Below are 17,038 nucleotides of genomic sequence, written 5' to 3'. Positions count from 1 at the left end.
ATCGATTCGAAGCGGGCCGTTTCTTCATTCGAGTCCTCACTCGATCCGCGCCGCGCTCAGCCCTTGCTCGCGCCCAGGCCGGCCGCGCCCGGCGCGCCGCGGTTCACGATCGTCAGCGCCGACGCGATCGCCGTGCTCAGATCCGACAGGTTCGACGGCACGATCAGCGTGTTGCCCGTCTTCGCGAGGTTGCCGAACGCGCCGACGTATTGCTCGGCGACCTTCAGGTTCACCGCGTCCATCCCGCCCTGCGACTGGATCGCCTGCGCAATCTTCTGAATCGCCTGCGCGTTCGCCTCGGCCACCGCGAGAATCGCGGCCGCCTCGCCCTGCGCCTGGTTGATCGCCGCCTGCCTCTCGCCTTCCGACTTCTGGATCGCCGCCTCGCGCGCGCCCGACGCGAGGTTGATCTGCTCCTGCTTGCGCCCTTCGGACGCGGCGATCAGCGCGCGCTTCTCGCGCTCCGCGGTGATCTGCGCCTGCATCGCGTGCAGGATCTCCTTGGGCGGCGTCAGATCCTTGATCTCGTAGCGCAGCACCTTCACGCCCCAGTTCGACGCCGCCTCGTCGAGCGCCGACACGATGCTGTGATTGATGAAATCGCGCTCCTCGAAGGTCTTGTCGAGCTCGAGCTTGCCGATCACCGAGCGCAGCGTGGTCTGCGCGAGCTGCGTGATCGCGAGCACGAAGTTGCTCGAACCGTACGACGCCTTCATCGGATCGGTGACCTGGAAGTACAGCACGCCGTCGACCTGCAACTGCGTGTTGTCGCGCGTGATGCAGATCTGGCTCGGCACGTCGAGCGGGATCTCCTTCAGCACGTGCCGGTACGCGATCCGGTCGACGAACGGCAGCACGATGTTCAGGCCCGGCGACAGCGTCGCGTGATAGCGGCCGAAGCGCTCGAGCACCCACGCGTGCTGCTGCGGCACGATCTTCACCGTCTGCGACACGATCACGAAAGCGATGACGAGCAGCACCGCCCAGACGATCAACGAATCCATGAAACAAGTCCTCCTGGTTGGAATGTGAAAGCCGAACGCGCGGATACGAGCGCAAATATAAGCGCAAAAACGCGCACGACAACGCGCACGGTTAAGCCGACGGCTTCGCGGCAACGATCAGGCAGTTGCCGCGCACCGCGCGCACCTCGTACAGATGCGCGTCCTCGCGCTCGCCGGCGGCGAGCTCGACGTCCCACTGCGCGCCCCGATACTGCGCACGCGCCCGGCGATCGTGCCAATGCCTGACCGCGATCGTCGCGCCGATATCGATGTTGACGTCGGGATTCGCGGAGGCGTCGCGCTTCTGCTTGCGGCCGAGCCCCGAGCGCCTCAACGCAATCACGGCGACGATCGCGACGAGCGCCGCTGCGGCGAACTGCCAGGCGGCGGGCGCGCCCGCGAGATGCACGAGGCCGCCCGCGAAAAAGCCGAGCGCGATCATCAGCAGGTAGAACGTTCCCGTCAGCAGTTCCGCGACGACGAACACACCGACGCCGATCCACCAGAAAAACTGCCCCGATACCATCGCGCCTCCCGTTGCGCAAAGAAAAACACCCCGGCGTTACCGGGGTGTTTATAGCATGAACCTTGCAAATTGCCTTCATCCGGACGGCAATTGGCCGATGGCCGCCCGGACCGGCGATTACCGCGAATTACTGCTTTGCGGCGAGCGCCTGCCACGTCTCGATGACCGTGTCCGGGTTCAGCGAGATCGACGCGATGCCTTCGTCGGCGAGCCACTTCGCGAAATCCGGGTGATCGGACGGGCCCTGACCGCAGATGCCGACGTACTTGTCGAGCTTGCGGCAGGTGTCGATCGCGCGCTTCAACATGAACTTCACGGCCGGATCGCGCTCGTCGAAGTCGACGGCGAGCAGTTCCATGCCCGAGTCGCGGTCGAGGCCGAGCGTGAGTTGCGTCAGGTCGTTCGAGCCGATCGAGAAGCCGTCGAAGTGTTGCAGGAACTCTTCGGCGAGAATCGCGTTCGACGGCACTTCGCACATCATGATGAGGCGCAGGCCGTTGTCGCCGCGCTTCAGGCCGAACTTCCCGAGCAGGCCGACGACGCGCTCCGCCTGCTTCACCGTGCGCACGAACGGCACCATGATCTCGACGTTGGTCAGGCCCATTTCGTCGCGAACGCGCTTGAGCGCGACGCACTCCATCTCGAACGCCTGCGCGAAGTCCTCCGCGATGTAGCGCGATGCGCCGCGGAAGCCCAGCATCGGGTTTTCCTCATCCGGCTCGTAGCGCGAGCCGCCGATCAGCTTCTTGTACTCGTTCGACTTGAAGTCGGACAGGCGCACGATCACGGGCTTCGGATAGAACGCCGCAGCGATCGTCGCGATGCCTTCCGTCAGCTTGTCCACGTAGAACGCGCGCGGCGACGCGTGGCCGCGCGCAACGCTCTCGACCGCCTTCTTCAGGTCCGCGTCGACGTTCGGGTACTCGAGGATCGCCTTCGGGTGCACGCCGATGTTGTTGTTGATGATGAACTCGAGGCGCGCGAGGCCGACGCCCGCGTTCGGCAATTGCGAGAAGTCGAACGCGAGCTGCGGATTGCCGACGTTCATCATGATCTTGACCGCAACGGGCGGCAGTTCGCCGCGCTGCACCTCGGACACCTCGGTCTCGAGCAGGCCGTCGTAGATCTTGCCTTCGTCGCCTTCCGCGCACGACACTGTAACGAGCGAGCCGTCCTTCAGCACGTTGGTCGCGTCGCCGCAGCCGACCACCGCCGGCACGCCCAGTTCGCGCGCGATGATCGCCGCGTGGCAGGTGCGGCCGCCGCGGTTCGTGACGATCGCGGACGCGCGCTTCATCACCGGCTCCCAGTTCGGGTCGGTCATGTCGGCGACGAGCACGTCGCCCGGCTGCACGCGCTCCATCTCCGACGGATCCTGGATCACGCGCACGGGACCCGCGCCGATCTTCTGGCCGATCGCGCGGCCCGTCGCGAGCACCTGCGACTGGCCCTTCAGCTTGAAGCGCTGCTCGATCTTGCCGTGCGCCTGGCTCTTCACCGTTTCAGGGCGCGCCTGCAGGATGAAGATCTTGCCGTCGCGGCCGTCCTTGCCCCACTCGATGTCCATCGGGCGCTGGTAGTGCTTCTCGATGATGACCGCGTACTTCGCGAGCTCGATCACGTCGTCGTCGGTGATCGAATAGCGGTTGCGCTGCTCGTGCGGCACGTCGACCGTCTTCACGCGGCCCGGCTCGCCCGGCTGCGTGAACTCCATCTTGATCAGCTTCGAGCCGATCGAGCGGCGGATGATCGGGTACTTGCCCTGCGCGAGCGTGGTCTTGAACACATAGAACTCGTCCGGGTTCACCGCGCCCTGCACGACGGTTTCGCCGAGGCCGTAGCTCGACGTGATGAACACGGCGTCCTTGAAGCCCGATTCGGTGTCGATCGTGAACATCACGCCGGCCGCGCCGACGTCCGAGCGCACCATCCGCTGCACGCCCGCCGACAGCGCAACCTCGGCATGCGTGAAGCCCTTGTGCACGCGATACGAGATCGCGCGGTCGTTGTACAGCGACGCGAACACGTGCTTCATCCGATCGAGCACGTCCTCGATGCCGACGACGTTCAGATACGACTCCTGCTGACCGGCGAACGATGCGTCGGGCAGGTCTTCCGCAGTGGCGGACGAGCGCACGGCAAACGACAGCTCGCCCGGCGAGCCGTTCTTCAGGATCTCGAACTGTGCGCGGATTTCCTGCTCGAGGCGCGGCTGCAGCGGCGCGTCGACGATCCACTTGCGGATCTCGGCGCCGGCTTCGGCGAGCGCCTTCACGTCGTCGATGTCGAGCGACTCGAGACGTTGCGCAATGCGTTCGGTGAGGTTGTTGTGCTGGAGAAAATTGCGGAACGCGAGCGCGGTCGTTGCGAAACCGGTGGGCACGCGCACGCCTGCCTCGGCCAGTTGGCTGATCATCTCGCCGAGCGACGCATTCTTGCCGCCGACGATTTCGACATCGGTCATTCGCAACTGCTCGAACGGAATTACATACGCCTGATCCTTTGCGACGTTTGCTGCGTTAGTCATACAAGCCCCTAAGTGTGAAAAAATGCTCGATCGTGCAATGGGCTCGGAGCGCGGCCGCCTGCAAAAAGCGGGACGCGCTTTGCACAACCTGTCGGATAAGCCTTCGCGGGGCGGGGACGATTCCGGCGCGCTTGCAAAAAATCCCGGCAGAAAGGCGAAAAAGCAGACAAATCGCCGAACTTGCCGGGAATCCGTAGCGCATCGCGACCCGAAACGCGGCCGCGCCGCGCATCAGCCGCAAGGGCTTATCCAACAGGTTGCCGCTATTCTACCGTGCCGGCCAACGGATGTGGCGCAACCCGCTCGCAATGGTGCTCTAGCGCGCGGTTTCGACGCGCGGCGCGCCGGCGCGCGTCGTCGGCGCGGGCGCGCTCGCCGAACCGCCGATTTCCGTGCTGCCTCAAGGAGGCCGGCGTTTGGCGGTGCGGTGAGGAGAGTGCTCGATGTGTCCGGTGTCAGCCGTCAGGTTCCGAGTTCCAGTCTGGCCCCGGATATCACCTCCCGCCTGCCGCCCCGTCGATCAGCACATAGCCGCGGCTGCGGCCGCCGCTGTCCGCATCGGGCGTGTTCATCGCCGCGTACAGGTCGGCCGTCGTCACCCAGACGGGCGGGTACTTGTAGCGGGACACGTCGAGGATCAGGAAGCGGTCGGCTGCGGCATCGTACGCGCCGAGCGGCGAGATGTGGCCGCCCGTCCGCTGGCCGAGGCGGCTTCTCAGGTAGTTGACGAGCACGTAGCGCCCCGGCCGGCCGAGATGCGCGACCGCGTCCGCGCGAAACGCGTCGACCGACACGTCGGATGCATGGCGCACGTCGCCGCTCGCGCCGAGCGCGTTCGCGAGCGCGCCGAGCTGATCGAGCGTCATGCCGTGCCGCTCGATCAGCTCGCGCGGACGAATCTTCTCGGTCGCATCGTTGAGCACGTTGTCCTGCGTGAAATAGTGGAACGGCGGATATTGCTCGGCGGCGGGCGCCGGCACGCGCAGCGCGTTCAGCACCATCACGAGCGACGCGACGCCGCAATAGCTCTGGGTCTTCTGCGTGACGAAGTGGCTGCCGAGCGACGCGTATGCGCTGCGTGCGCCGCTCTCGGCCAGCATCTGCTCGCCGGCGCGGCTGCCGAGGTCGATCAGGCCGCCGGGCAGCGGCAGGGTTTGCGCGGCCGCGCGGCCGGCCAGCGCGAGCGCGACGAGCACGGCGCCGACGAGTCTCTTGTTCACGGTCATGGCTCCTGGGTCGTTCGACGAGCGGAGCGCCGCTCGCGCGGCGCCGCACGAGCATAGCGCGAAGCCGGCGGCGATGCTGCGCGCCGCAAGCGAGGGCGCGCGGCGCAACGCGATGCGCCGCGCCAGGCCGCGCGCCCGCGCCTGCTAAAATGACCGCTTTCCGGCCGCGCGCGGCCGCCACGCACACGCTCGACGCATTCTTCGATTCATGCTTCCAACCGTATTCATCGTCTCCGACGGCACCGGGATCACCGCCGAAACCTTCGCGCATTCGATCCTGTCCCAGTTCGATCAGAAATTCCGGCTCGTGCGCGTGCCGTTCATCGATTCGATCGAGAAGGCGTACGGCACCATCCAGAAGATCAACGAGGCCGCGCAGCACGACGGCCGCCGGCCGATCGTGTTCACGACGCTCGTCGACGGCGAATCGAACGAGATCGTCAAGCGTTCGAACGCGCTCGTGCTCGACATGTTCCAGCGCTTCGTCGAACCGCTCGAGCAGGAACTGCAGTTGAAGTCGAGTCATGCGATGGGCCGCGTTCACCAGAACGCGGACACCGAGGAATACAAGACGAGGATCGAGGCGATCAACTTCTCGCTCGCGCACGACGACGGCCAGTCGAACCGCAACCTCGCCGACGCCGACGTGATCCTGATCGGCGTGTCGCGCAGCGGCAAGACGCCGACGAGCCTGTATCTCGCGATGCAGTATGGCGTGAAGGCGGCGAACTATCCGCTGATTCCGGAAGACTTCGAGCGCGGCAAGCTGCCCACGCCGCTCAATCCGCATCGCGACAAGCTGTTCGGGCTGTCGATCGATCCGATGCGCCTCTCGGAGATCCGCAACGAGCGCCGCCCCGGCAGCAAGTACGCGGCGCCCGAGAACTGCCGCTACGAAATCAACGAGGCGGAAGCGATGATGCGGCGCGAATGCGTCAAATGGCTGTCGTCGACGCACAAGTCGATCGAGGAAATCGCGACGACGATCCTGCAGGAAATCAAGCTCGAGCGGCAGTCGTATTGACGAAGGGCGTGCGTCACGCGCCGGGCGCGCGTTGCTGCCGGCACTGCTCGAAAAGACAAACCGCCGCCGCAGCCGCCACGTTCAGCGATTCCATCCCGCCCGGCTGCGGAATCGTCACGCGATGCGTCGCCGCGTCGCGCCACCGGGCGGACACGCCCGCCCCTTCGTTGCCGAACACCCACGCGAGCGGCCCGGCCAGATCGCAATCATAGATCGCGCGCGCGCCGTGCGAATCGGTCAGCGCGACCGGAATCGCGAGCCGCTCGATCAGCGTGCCGGCGTCGATGTCCTCGTGGATATCGAGCAGGAAATGCGCGCCCATCGCCGAGCGCAGCACCTTCGACGACCACGCGTACGCGGTGCCCGGCGCGCAGAACACTCGCTTCACGCCCGCCGCGGCCGCGCTGCGCAGGATCGAGCCGACGTTGCCCGCGTCCTGCACGCCGTCGAGCACGACCGATGTGTCCGCGACGCGCGCCGGCAACGCGGGCGCCGGACGCGCGACGAGCAGCAGCAACCCGACGCCGTTGACGACGTTCGACAACTGCCCGAACAATGCGTCGGGCAGCGTGACGACCCGCGCCGGCTCGATGCGCGCGACAATCTCGCGCGCCTCCGCGTGCGCGAGCGCGCCGTCGGTGACGACGCAGAGCTCCGGCTGCCCGGCCGCGTCGAGATAGGCGCTCGCGAGGTGCAGCCCCTCGAGGAGCGCCTGGCCGCCGCGGCGCTGCTGGTGGGTCGAGCCCGCGAGCGACTTCAGGCGCTTGTACAGCGGATTGTCGCGGGAAGTGATCGCTTTCATCGAATCAGATCGAATGCGGCGCGCACGGGCGCGAACGAGCGGCGGTGATGCTCGCACGGCCCATGCGCGCGCAAGGCGGCGAGATGCTGCGGCGTGCCGTAGCCCGCATGCGCATCGAATCCGTACATCGGGAATTGCTGATGCAGCTCGACGAGCATCCGGTCGCGCGTGACCTTCGCGAGAATCGACGCGGCCGAGATGCTCGGCACGAGCGCGTCGCCGCCGACGATCGCTTCGCTGCGGATCGCAAGCGCCGGGCAGCGGTTGCCGTCGATTTTCGCGAGCGTCGGCCGCACCGCGAGCCCTTCGACCGCGCGCTTCATCGCGAGCATCGTCGCGTGCAGGATGTTGAGGGTGTCGATTTCCTCGACGCTCGCCGATGCGATGCAGTACCCGAGCGCATGCGCGACGATTTCGTCGAAGAGCCGCTCGCGCTTCTTCGCGGACAGCGCCTTCGAATCGTCGAGGCCCACGATCGGCCGCGCCGGATCGAGCACGACGGCCGCCGCGACGACGGGCCCGGCGAGCGGGCCGCGTCCGGCTTCGTCGACGCCGCAGACGATCTCGCCCGGCGCGTCGAAATCGAGCGCGGGCTGGGCCGCGCCATCGGCGCCGCCGCGGAGTTTGCGAGTCGTCGCCATCAGCGCGGCTTCCTGCTGTCGATCACGCGCGCGACGGCCTCGGCCGCGCGCTGCGCGGTGTTCTGGCGCAACGCGAGATGCATGTCGGTGAAAATGTCGGTGAGGGTGCGGCGGTTCGCATCGTCGCGCAATTGCGTGAGCGTCGCGTCGGCGAGCGCGTCGGGCGTCGCGAAATGCTGCAGCAGCTCGGGCACGACGAAGCGGCCCGCGAGGATGTTCGGCAGTCCGACGTACGGCAGATAGCCCTGCCGGCGCATGATCTGCCCGGTAAGCCACGGCACCTTGTACGAGATCACCATCGGCTTCTTGAGGAGCGCCGCTTCGAGCGTCACGGTGCCGCTCTTCACGAGGATCGCGTCGGCCGCAGTCATCGCGACCTGCGCGCGGCCCTCGGTCAGCGTGACCGGCAGCAACGGGTGCGCGTCGACGAGCGGCCGCAGCAGCTCGCGCAGCGCGGGCGTCGCGGCCGGCACGACGAAGCGCACGCCGGGCTCGCGCTGCCGCATCAGTTCCATCGCGTCGAAGAACGTCGGGCCGATCAGCTCGATCTCCGAGCGGCGGCTGCCCGGCAGCACAGCGATCACGGGGCCGCTGTCCGGCAGACCGAGCGCGATCCGCGCGCCGTGCGTGTCGGGCTCGAGCGGGATCTCGTCGGCGAGCGGATGGCCGACGAACGTCGCCGCGACGCCTGCCTTCCCGAGCAGCTCGGGCTCGAACGGGAACAGGCACAGCATATGGTCGACGGCCTTGACGATCTTCTTGATCCGGCCGCCGCGCCACGCCCAGATCGACGGACAGACGAAGTGGATCGTCGGAATGCCGGCGCCGCGCAACGCCTGCTCGAGGCCGAAGTTGAAATCGGGCGCGTCGATGCCGACGAACGCGTCGGGCGGCTCGGCGAGCAACTGGCGCTTGAGTTCGCCGCGAATGCGCAGGATTTCGGGAATGTGCCTGAGCGCCTCGACGTAGCCGCGCACCGCGAGCTTTTCCATCGGCCAGTGCGCGTCGAAATCCACGGCGGTCATGCGCGGCCCGCCGATCCCGTAATAGCGGGACGATGCGGGCAACTGCGCGTGCAGCCCGCCGAGGAGCGACGCGCCGAGCAGGTCGCCCGACGGTTCGCCCGCGACGAGCGCGATGCGCAGCGGTGTGGGTTGGAACGCCATCGCGTCAGCGAATGATGCCGCGCTGCGACGACTCGACGAAGTCGACGAGCGCCTTCACCGCCGCGTCGCCGTCGCCGCCCGCCTGCGCGAGCTCGCTCAACTGGACCTTCGCCTCTTCGAGCGACAGGTTGTTCTTGTACAGGATCCGGTACGCGCTGCGCAGCGCGGAAATCGCATCCGGCGCGAAGCCGCGGCGGCGCAGCCCTTCGACGTTGATCCCGTGCGGCTCGGCCTTGTTGCCTGCCGCGATCACGAACGGCGGAATGTCCTGCACGAGCGCCGACGCGCCGCCCAGCATCGAATGTGCGCCGATCCGCACGAACTGGTGAACGCCCGACATCCCGCCGACGATCGCCCAGTCGCCGATCTCGACGTGCCCCGCCATCTGCGCGTTGCTCGACAGGACCACATGGCTGCCGACGCGGCAGTCGTGGCCGATGTGCACGTACGCCATGATCCAGTTGTCGTCGCCGAGCGTCGTGACGCCCTTGTCCTGCACGGTGCCCGTGTGGATCGTCGTGAATTCGCGGATCGTGTTGCGATCGCCGATCACGAGCCGCGTCGGCTCGTCCTTGTACTTCATGTCCTGCGGGCGGCCGCCCACCGACGCGTAATGGCCGATGCGATTGTCTTCGCCGATCGCCGTATGGCCTTCGATCACGCTGTGCGAGCCGACCGTCGTGCGCGCGCCGATCGTCACGTTCGGACCGACGATCGCGTACGGGCCGACCTCGACCGTCTCGTGGAGCTGCGCGCCCGGCTCGATGATCGCCGTGGGGTGAATCCTGCTCATGCGCCGTTGCCTCTCAATGTCTATGTCGCGTTGCGTAGCCGTTGCGTGCCGCGCGCACTCAGGGCGCCGCGTCGGCCGTCTTGACCGTGCACATCAGCTCGGCTTCCGCCGCGACCTTGCCGTCCACTTCCGCGACGGCCTTGAACTTCCAGATGCCGCGAATGTAGCGCTCGAACGTCACGTTCAGGATCAACTGGTCGCCCGGCTCGACGACGCGCTTGAAGCGCGCGTTGTCGATGCCGACGAAGTAGTACAGCGTGTTCTCCGGGTCCTTCGGCTCGGCCTCCGCGAACGTGAGGAGTGCGGCCGCCTGCGCGAGCGCCTCGATGATCAGCACGCCCGGCATCACCGGCCGCTTCGGGAAGTGGCCGGTGAAGAACGGCTCGTTGACCGTCACGTTCTTCAACGCTTTGATGGACTTGTGCGGTTCGAGTTCGAGCACGCGATCGACGAGCAGAATCGGATAGCGGTGCGGCAGCAGCGTGAGGATCTTGTGAATGTCGAAGTTGATTTTTTCAGTGCTCATGATGGTTCGTCTCACGCAATGGCTGCGCGGTGATGACTGCAAGTGCTGATGCGGGCCGCGTCGGGGAAGGCGGCGCGCGGGGTTCGGTCGACCGGCGCGGCGGGCAGCCTGCGAGTGCTGCGCCGCGCGTTTCCGGCCGACGTGGGTTCATGCGTCGCCGGCGTCGCCTTCCCGCGCGGCCAGCGCGGTTTCGAGCGCCTTGATCCGATCGCGCAGCTTGTCCAGGTTGCGCACGAGCGCCGCGCTCTTGTTCCAGTCGCCGTGCTCGACGGCCGGAAACGCGCTCGTATAGATGCCCGCCTTCGGCAGCGATTTTGACACGCCCGACTTCGCGGTGACGATCACGTAGTCGCCGAGCGTCACGTGCCCGGCGATGCCGACCGCGCCGCCGATCATGCAGTGCCTGCCGATCGTCGTGCTGCCCGCGATGCCCGCGCAGCCGGCGATCACGGTGTACGCGCCGATCCGGCAGTTGTGGCCGATCTGCACGAGGTTGTCGATCTTCACGCATTCGTCGATGACGGTGTCCGCCATCGCGCCGCGGTCGATCGTCGTGTTCGCGCCGATCTCGACGTCGGGGCCGACCTTCACGCCGCCGACCTGCGGAATCTTGACCCACGCGCCCGTGCGCGCGTCGCCTTCGCCGACGAAATCCGGCGCGAAGCCGAAGCCGTCGGAGCCGATCACGGCGCCCGAATGGACGATCGCGCGGGCTCCAAGCGTGCAGCCGTGATAGATCGTGACGTTCGGGTAAAGGTGCGAGTCGTCGCCGATCCGCGTGCCGCGGCCGACGAACACATTCGCGTCGAGCTGCACGCGCTCGCCGATCACGGCGCCCGCCTCGACGCTCACGTGCGGGCCGATCACGGCGCTCGCGGCGACCTGCGCGGCCGGGTCGATCGTCGCGCTCGGATGCACGCCCGCGGCGCGCTGCGGCGCGGCGAGATCGATGAACATCTGCGCGACGCGCGCGAAATACGCGTAGGGATTCGGCGTGACGATGAAATTGCGGCCGGTCGCGGCCGCGCCGAGCTTCTCCAGATCGCGCGGCGCGATCAGCACCGCGCCGGCGCCCGTCGTCTCGACCTGCGCCAGATACTTCGGATTCGCGAGGAACGCGAGCTGCCGCGGGCCCGCCTGATCGAGCGGCGCGAGAGCACCGACCTCGCACCGGCCGTCGCCGACGATCTCGCCGCCGAACCGCGCGACGAGCGCCTCAAGCGTCAATGCCATTCGACGTTCGCTCCGTTCAGTTCGACAGGCTCGAAGGCGATGCGAGCGCCTTCAGCACCTTGTCGGTGATGTCGATGCGCGGACTCACGTACACCGCTTCCTGCACGATCAGATCGTAGTTCTGCTGCTCGGCGATCTGCTTGATCACCTTGTTCGCCTTGTCGAGCACCGCCGCGAGCTCCTCGTTGCGGCGCTGGTTCAGATCCTCGCGGAACTCGCGCTGCTTGCGCTGGAAATCGGTGTCGAGCTGCGCGAGGTCGCGCTGCTTCTGCGCGCGGTCGTTGGCCGACATCGTCGGCCCGTTCCGGTCGAGCGCATCGGACATCGACTTCAGGCGCGCGGCCATGTCCTGCAGATCCTTGTCGCGCTTCGCGAACTCGGCTTCGAGCTTCGTCTGCGCGGCCTTCGCGGGCGCGGACTCGCGCAGGATCCGATCCGAATTGACGGCCGCGATGCGCGCGACGTCCTGCGCGTGCGCGGCCGTCGCGCCGAGCGCGGCCGCAAGCGCCAGCGCGCACATCACTCGTTTCGAAAACTTACCGGTTAGCAAGATTACCCTCTCGATGCTGTAGTCAGTGCCTGATCGATCAGAACGCCGTCCCGATCTGGAACTGGAATTTCTGATACTGATCGCCTTCGTGCTTCTGCAGCGGGAAGCCCAAGCTCAGCTTGAGCGGCCCGATCGGCGAGATCCACGCGAGACCGACACCGTAGCCGTAGCGCAGGCCGTTCGCGCCCGTGCTCGTGCCGCCCGGCGCGTTGCCCCACACGTTGCCGCCGTCGAGGAACGTGAACACGCGCAGCGTGCGGTCGTAGCCCGTGCCCGGCAGCGGGAACGTCAGCTCGATATTGCCGACGACCATCTTCGAGCCGCCGATCGGATCGTTCGTCTTCGTGTCGCGCGGGCCGAGCGAGCTCGGCTCGTAGCCGCGCACGGAGCCGATACCGCCCGCGTAGTAGTTCTTGAAGATCGGGTACGGGTTGCCGATGCCGTTGCCGTAGCCCGCCTGGAGGTTCAGGCCGAGGATGAAGCCGCGCGCGAACGAGTAGTAGTACTGGCCCTGCACGTCCATCTTGTAGTACTGGATCTTGCCGACCGGCACGCCGTATTCGGCGTTCGCCTGCGTGAAGTAGCCGCGGCTCGGAATCAGCGCGCTGTCGCGCGCGTCGCGCGACCAGCCGATCGTGAGCGGCACCGTGTTCGACACGCGGCCGAACTCGTTCACGTAATCCTGGTACGACTGCGGCGTGTTCGTATCGACGTCGAGGCGGTTCTGCTCGAAGCCCGCGCCGAAATAGACCGTGTCGGTTTCCGAGAACGGAATGCCGAACTTCAGGTTGCCGCCCGCCGTGATGATCCGGAAGCTCGAGTTCGTCGAGTAATAGAGCGGCTGGTACGTGCGGTAGAACACGTCGGTGATCCGCTTGATGCCGTCGACGGTGAAGTACGGGTCGACCTGCGTGACGGTCAGCGTGCGGTAGCTCTTCGCGGTGTTCACGTTCACCGCGAGGCTCGTGCCGGAGCCGAACACGTTGTCCTGCGAGATGCCGGCCGACAGCACGACCTTGTCCGTCGACGAGAAGCCCGCGCCGAGCGTGATCGCGCCCGTCGGCTTTTCGGCGACCTTCACGTTCACGTCGACCTGGTCGTTCGTGCCTTCGACGGGCACCGTCGTCACGTCGACGTCGGTGAAGTAGCCGAGACGGTTGACGCGGTCCTTCGACAGCGCGAGGCGGCTCGAATCGAACCACGAGCTCTCGAGCTGGCGCATCTCGCGCCGCACGACCTCGTCGCGCGTGCGCGTATTGCCGACGATGTTGATCCGCCGCACGTACACGCGGCGGCTCGGATCGACGACGAGCGTGAGGCCCACCTTGTGCGACGCCTGGTCGATCTCCGGCTGCGCGTTCACCGTCGCGAACGCATAGCCGTACTGGCCGAGCTTGTCGACGATCGCCTTCGTCGTCTGCTGCAGCTTCTCGGCCGAGAAGCGGTCGCCCGGCTTGATCTTGACGAGCTTCTCGAGCTCCGCCTGGCGATCCAGCAGATTGCCCGCGAGCTTCACGCTCGATACCGTGTACGGCTCGCCTTCGTGCAGCGCCACCGTCAGGTACATGTCCTTCTTGTCCGGCGAGATCGACACCTGCGTCGACTCGATGTTGAACTCCAGATACCCGCGGTTCAGGTAGTACGAGCGCACGTTCTCGAGGTCGCCCGTCAGCTTTTCCTTCGAGTACAGGTCGTTCTTCGTGTACCACGAGAACCAGTTCGGCGTCGACAACTGCATCTCGTCGCGCAGCGTGCTCGTCTTGAAAGCCTTGTTGCCGATGAAGTTGATCTGGCGGATCTTCGCGCTCGGGCCTTCGGCGACCGCGAACAGGATCGACACGCGGTTCGCGTCGACCGGCGTGACCGTCGTCGACACTTCCGCCGCGTAGAAGCCGCGCGTCAGGTACTGGCGCTTCAGCTCCTGCTCCGCCTTGTCGACGAGCGCCTTGTCGTAATAACGGCCCTGCGACAGGCCCACGGCCTTCAGCGCCTTGTTCAGGTTGTCCTTGTCGAATTCCTTGATGCCGGTGAAGTCGATCGACGCGATCGCCGGACGCTCCTGCACCTGGACGATCACGACGCTGCCCTGCGTCGCGATCCGCACGTCGTTGAAGAAGCCCGTCGCGTACAGCGCGCGAATCGCTTCGGATGCCTTGTCGTCGGTGAACGTGTCGCCCTGCTTGATCGGCAGGTAGGCGAACACGGAACCCGCTTCGACGCGCTGCAAGCCTTCGATCTTGATGTCCTGCACCACGAAGGGCGCCGTTGCGTGTGCCGCGAGGCCATGCGCGGCGAGCGCCGCGGCAGCAACCGTCTTAGGTACGAAGCGATGAGGTTTGAACAACATGCATCCCCAGTGTTTAAGCTTGCATCAGATCAGGCGGCCACCGTTGCGGCTGCCGCCCGACGCGTCAAAAATGGATTAACCGAGCCAGATCGTTGAACAGCGCGATCGCCGACAACGCGACGATGCAGATCAACCCCGCTCTTTGCAGAATCAGTTGCCAGCGCTCCGATACGGCCTTGCCGGTCGCGGCTTCAACCAGATAATATAACAGATGCCCCCCGTCCAAAACGGGAATCGGCAGCAAGTTCAGCACGCCGAGGCTAATGCTGACAAGGGCGAGAAACGATAGGAACGCCGACAAACCGAGCCTCGCGCTCTTGCCCGCATAGTCGGCGATCGTCACCGGGCCGGACAGGTTCTTCAGCGACGCCTCGCCCGTCACCATCCTGCCGAACATCTTCAGCGAATACACCGAGATGTCCCACGTGCGCCGCACGCCGAGCTCGACGCTCTCGAACGCGCCGTAGCGCACGTCGACGGTCGGCGTCTGCAGCGCGAGCGCCGCGCCGATGCGGCCCACCTGCTTGCCCGTCTCGTCGTCGCGCTGCGCCTGCGGCACGATCGACACCGTGCGCGCGACGCCCGCACGCTCGATCCGCAATGCGAGCGCGCGGCCCGCGTGGGCCTTCACGTCGTCGATGAAACGCGTCGAGCCACCGATGCGCGCGCCGTCGAGCGACACGAGCTTGTCGCCCGCCTGAAGCCCCGCCTGCTGCGCGGCGCCGCTCGGCAGCACCGACGTCACCGTCAGCGACCCGCCGCCCGGCTCGAAGCCGAGGCGCGACATGAAATCGTCGTCGATGTCGCGATTCGAGAGGCCGTGCAGATCGACGCGGAAATCGTAGGTGGCGCCGTCCGCGCGATTGCGCGCGCCGAGCACGACGTCCTTGCGGTCGAACGCCGCACCGAGCAGTTTCCAGCGCAGATCGGACCACGAGCGCACCGGCTCGGCGTCGCCGCCTTGTGCGTCGCCGGCGCCCGAGGCGCAGATCGACACGATCGTCTCGCCGCCGTCGAAACCCGCGACCGCGGCGGGCGTGCCGGCCGCGGGCGGCGCGACGATCGCCGCGGGCTCCGTCACGCCGGTCGCGAACACGGCCGAAAAGAGCGCGATCGCAAGCAGGAAATTCGCGATCGGGCCGGCCGCGACGATCGCGATCCGCTTGCCGACCGGTTGCCGGTTGAACGCGTGCGGCAGTTCGTTCGCGCGAATGCCGTCGCCGGGATCGCGCTCGTCGAGCATCTTCACGTAGCCGCCGAGCGGCAGCGCGGACAGCGTCCATTCGGTGCCCGTCCGCTTGCTGACCCAGCGCGCGACGGGCGCGCCGAAGCCGATCGAGAAGCGCAGCACCTTGACGCCGCACCAGCGCGCGACGCGGTAATGCCCGTACTCATGCACGACGACCAGCACGCCGATCGCCACCGCAAACGCGACCAGTTCGACCAGCACGTTCATGAGCGTATCGACTCCATTCAGGCGGCTCGCTCGACGCCGGGCGCGGGCAGCTTGTCGATGAACGTCGCCGCCGCGCGGCGCGCGGCGGCGTCGGCGTCGATCACGTCGTCGAGGCCGCCCGGCGTGCGATTGGACAGCCCGTTGAGCACCGCGTCGACCGTCTGCGCGATCGCGGTGAAGCGGATGCGGCGCGACAGGAACGCGTCGACCGCGATCTCGTTCGCCGCATTGAGCGCCGCGCTCGCGACGCCGCCCGCCTCGAGCGCCTCGATGGCAAGCGCGAGGCACGGGAAGCGCGCGTAATCGGGCTTCTCGAACGTGAGCGCCGCGATCTGCGCGAGATCGAGCTGCGCGACACCCGCGTCGACGCGCTCGGGGAACGCGAGCGCGTGCGCGATCGGCGTGCGCATGTCCGGATTGCCGAGCTGCGCGAGCACCGAGCCGTCGCGATACGACACGAGCGAGTGGATCACGCTCTGCGGATGGATCAGCACGTCGATGTGCTCGCTCGGCAGGCCGAACAGCCAGTGCGCCTCGATCACCTCGAGACCCTTGTTCATCATCGTCGCGGAATCGACGGAGATCTTGCGGCCCATCACCCAGTTCGGATGCTTGCACGCCTCGTCGGGCGTCACGCTCGCGAGCGTCGCGGGCTCGCGCGTGCGGAACGGGCCGCCCGACGCGGTCACGATGATCTTCGCGATGCCGCCGTGCTCGGCCGCGTCGCGCGGCATGCACTGGAAGATCGCGTTGTGCTCGCTGTCGACGGGCAGCAGGATCGCGCCATGGTCGCGCACCGCGTCCATGAAGATCGCGCCCGACATCACGAGCGCCTCCTTGTTCGCGAGCAGGATGCGCTTGCCCGCGCGCGCGGCGGCAAGGCTCGGCGCGAGCCCCGCCGCGCCGACGATCGCCGCGACGACGGTGTCGCAGCCGTCGCTCGTCGATACGTCGACGAGCGCCTGCCGGCCGTGCGCAACCTGGGTCTTGCAGCCCGCGGCGCGCAATTGCGCTTCGACCCGCGCGGCGGTTTCGGCGTCGCCGACCACCGCGACGTCGGGCGCGAAGCGCAGGCACTGGGCGACGAGCTTGTCGCCGTTGCGGTGGGCCGTGAGCGCGTGAACCGCGAAGCGCTCCGGATGACGCGCGACGACGTCGAGCGTGCTGTCTCCGATCGAGCCCGTCGAACCGAGCAATGTCAGACGTTTTTGCATAAT

General features: G+C 67.0%; 14 protein-coding genes and 1 pseudogene. 1 reads left to right on the top strand and 14 read right to left on the bottom strand.

Going from position 1 to position 17,038, the window contains the following annotated elements:
• Positions 1-56: 56 nt before the first annotated feature.
• From AQ610_RS07525 to AQ610_RS07510, 4 genes and pseudogenes are all read right to left on the bottom strand, one after another.
• On the bottom strand, positions 57-1,004 hold the full coding sequence (locus AQ610_RS07525; protein ID WP_006026081.1) for an SPFH domain-containing protein: 948 nt from the start codon (positions 1,002-1,004) through the stop codon (positions 57-59).
• A 91-nt stretch (positions 1,005-1,095) separates the two neighbouring features.
• Entirely contained in the window at positions 1,096-1,530 is a 435-nt protein-coding gene (locus tag AQ610_RS07520; protein WP_006026080.1) for an NfeD family protein, read from the bottom strand.
• 127 nt (positions 1,531-1,657) lie between these two features.
• A complete protein-coding gene (gene ppsA / locus AQ610_RS07515) occupies positions 1,658-4,057 on the bottom strand; it encodes a phosphoenolpyruvate synthase (RefSeq protein ID WP_006026079.1) in 2,400 nt (799 codons plus the stop codon).
• 494 nt (positions 4,058-4,551) lie between these two features.
• Positions 4,552-5,378 (bottom strand): annotated as a pseudogene (locus tag AQ610_RS07510) (phytochelatin synthase family protein); the annotation flags it as partial.
• A gap of 113 nt (positions 5,379-5,491) precedes the next feature.
• Between AQ610_RS07510 and ppsR the strand changes: the two are divergent.
• A complete protein-coding gene (gene ppsR / locus AQ610_RS07505) occupies positions 5,492-6,307 on the top strand; it encodes a posphoenolpyruvate synthetase regulatory kinase/phosphorylase PpsR (protein WP_006026077.1) in 816 nt (271 codons plus the stop codon).
• A 13-nt stretch (positions 6,308-6,320) separates the two neighbouring features.
• On the opposite strand, the gene AQ610_RS07500 is transcribed toward ppsR, so the two are convergent.
• From AQ610_RS07500 to AQ610_RS07455, 10 genes are all read right to left on the bottom strand, one after another.
• Positions 6,321-7,109 (bottom strand): TrmH family RNA methyltransferase, encoded by a 789-nt coding sequence (locus tag AQ610_RS07500; RefSeq protein WP_006026076.1) that lies wholly within the window; start codon positions 7,107-7,109, stop codon positions 6,321-6,323.
• Positions 7,106-7,750 (bottom strand): ribonuclease HII, encoded by a 645-nt coding sequence (gene rnhB, locus AQ610_RS07495; protein WP_006026075.1) that lies wholly within the window; start codon positions 7,748-7,750, stop codon positions 7,106-7,108. The genes AQ610_RS07500 and rnhB overlap by 4 nt, the downstream gene beginning before the upstream one ends.
• Positions 7,750-8,916, bottom strand: a complete 1,167-nt coding sequence (lpxB, locus tag AQ610_RS07490) for a lipid-A-disaccharide synthase (protein WP_006026074.1) — start codon at positions 8,914-8,916, stop codon at positions 7,750-7,752. The genes rnhB and lpxB overlap by 1 nt, the downstream gene beginning before the upstream one ends.
• Positions 8,917-8,920: 4 nt before the next feature.
• Positions 8,921-9,709: an acyl-ACP--UDP-N-acetylglucosamine O-acyltransferase gene (lpxA, locus tag AQ610_RS07485; protein WP_006026073.1), complete on the bottom strand. Its 789-nt coding sequence runs from the start codon at positions 9,707-9,709 to the stop codon at positions 8,921-8,923.
• Between the two features lie 58 nt (positions 9,710-9,767).
• Positions 9,768-10,235, bottom strand: a complete 468-nt coding sequence (gene fabZ / locus AQ610_RS07480; RefSeq protein ID WP_006026072.1) for a 3-hydroxyacyl-ACP dehydratase FabZ — start codon at positions 10,233-10,235, stop codon at positions 9,768-9,770.
• Between the two features lie 147 nt (positions 10,236-10,382).
• Entirely contained in the window at positions 10,383-11,468 is a 1,086-nt protein-coding gene (lpxD, locus tag AQ610_RS07475; protein WP_009912834.1) for a UDP-3-O-(3-hydroxymyristoyl)glucosamine N-acyltransferase, read from the bottom strand.
• Between the two features lie 16 nt (positions 11,469-11,484).
• A complete protein-coding gene (locus AQ610_RS07470) occupies positions 11,485-11,988 on the bottom strand; it encodes an OmpH/Skp family outer membrane protein (RefSeq protein WP_006026070.1) in 504 nt (167 codons plus the stop codon).
• A 67-nt stretch (positions 11,989-12,055) separates the two neighbouring features.
• Positions 12,056-14,365, bottom strand: coding sequence for an outer membrane protein assembly factor BamA (gene bamA / locus AQ610_RS07465; RefSeq protein ID WP_045554835.1), 2,310 nt, complete (start codon positions 14,363-14,365; stop codon positions 12,056-12,058).
• 64 nt (positions 14,366-14,429) lie between these two features.
• Positions 14,430-15,821, bottom strand: coding sequence for an RIP metalloprotease RseP (gene rseP, locus AQ610_RS07460; protein WP_006026068.1), 1,392 nt, complete (start codon positions 15,819-15,821; stop codon positions 14,430-14,432).
• A gap of 17 nt (positions 15,822-15,838) precedes the next feature.
• Complete coding sequence (locus tag AQ610_RS07455) at positions 15,839-17,035, bottom strand: 1-deoxy-D-xylulose-5-phosphate reductoisomerase (RefSeq protein WP_009912836.1); 1,197 nt, start codon at positions 17,033-17,035, stop codon at positions 15,839-15,841.
• Between the last annotated feature and the right edge of the window lie 3 nt (positions 17,036-17,038).

This window comes from Burkholderia humptydooensis, from assembly GCF_001513745.1.
GTDB lineage: Bacteria > Pseudomonadota > Gammaproteobacteria > Burkholderiales > Burkholderiaceae > Burkholderia > Burkholderia humptydooensis.
Note: the sequence above shows the minus strand (reverse complement) of the source record. Positions and strands in the feature narration are given on the sequence as shown.

What these genes read in the sequence shown, in the direction of transcription:
- AQ610_RS07525 (WP_006026081.1), bottom strand. Translation starts at nt 1,004, where the DNA reads ATGGATTCGTTGATCGTCTGGGCGGTGCTGCTCGTCATCGCTTTCGTG.
- AQ610_RS07520 (WP_006026080.1), bottom strand. Translation starts at nt 1,530, where the DNA reads ATGGTATCGGGGCAGTTTTTCTGGTGGATCGGCGTCGGTGTGTTCGTC.
- ppsA (WP_006026079.1), bottom strand. Translation starts at nt 4,057, where the DNA reads ATGACTAACGCAGCAAACGTCGCAAAGGATCAGGCGTATGTAATTCCG.
- ppsR (WP_006026077.1), top strand. Translation starts at nt 5,492, where the DNA reads ATGCTTCCAACCGTATTCATCGTCTCCGACGGCACCGGGATCACCGCC.
- AQ610_RS07500 (WP_006026076.1), bottom strand. Translation starts at nt 7,109, where the DNA reads ATGAAAGCGATCACTTCCCGCGACAATCCGCTGTACAAGCGCCTGAAG.
- rnhB (WP_006026075.1), bottom strand. Translation starts at nt 7,750, where the DNA reads ATGGCGACGACTCGCAAACTCCGCGGCGGCGCCGATGGCGCGGCCCAG.
- lpxB (WP_006026074.1), bottom strand. Translation starts at nt 8,916, where the DNA reads ATGGCGTTCCAACCCACACCGCTGCGCATCGCGCTCGTCGCGGGCGAA.
- lpxA (WP_006026073.1), bottom strand. Translation starts at nt 9,709, where the DNA reads ATGAGCAGGATTCACCCCACGGCGATCATCGAGCCGGGCGCGCAGCTC.
- fabZ (WP_006026072.1), bottom strand. Translation starts at nt 10,235, where the DNA reads ATGAGCACTGAAAAAATCAACTTCGACATTCACAAGATCCTCACGCTG.
- lpxD (WP_009912834.1), bottom strand. Translation starts at nt 11,468, where the DNA reads ATGGCATTGACGCTTGAGGCGCTCGTCGCGCGGTTCGGCGGCGAGATC.
- AQ610_RS07470 (WP_006026070.1), bottom strand. Translation starts at nt 11,988, where the DNA reads ATGTGCGCGCTGGCGCTTGCGGCCGCGCTCGGCGCGACGGCCGCGCAC.
- bamA (WP_045554835.1), bottom strand. Translation starts at nt 14,365, where the DNA reads ATGTTGTTCAAACCTCATCGCTTCGTACCTAAGACGGTTGCTGCCGCG.
- rseP (WP_006026068.1), bottom strand. Translation starts at nt 15,821, where the DNA reads ATGAACGTGCTGGTCGAACTGGTCGCGTTTGCGGTGGCGATCGGCGTG.
- AQ610_RS07455 (WP_009912836.1), bottom strand. Translation starts at nt 17,035, where the DNA reads ATGCAAAAACGTCTGACATTGCTCGGTTCGACGGGCTCGATCGGAGAC.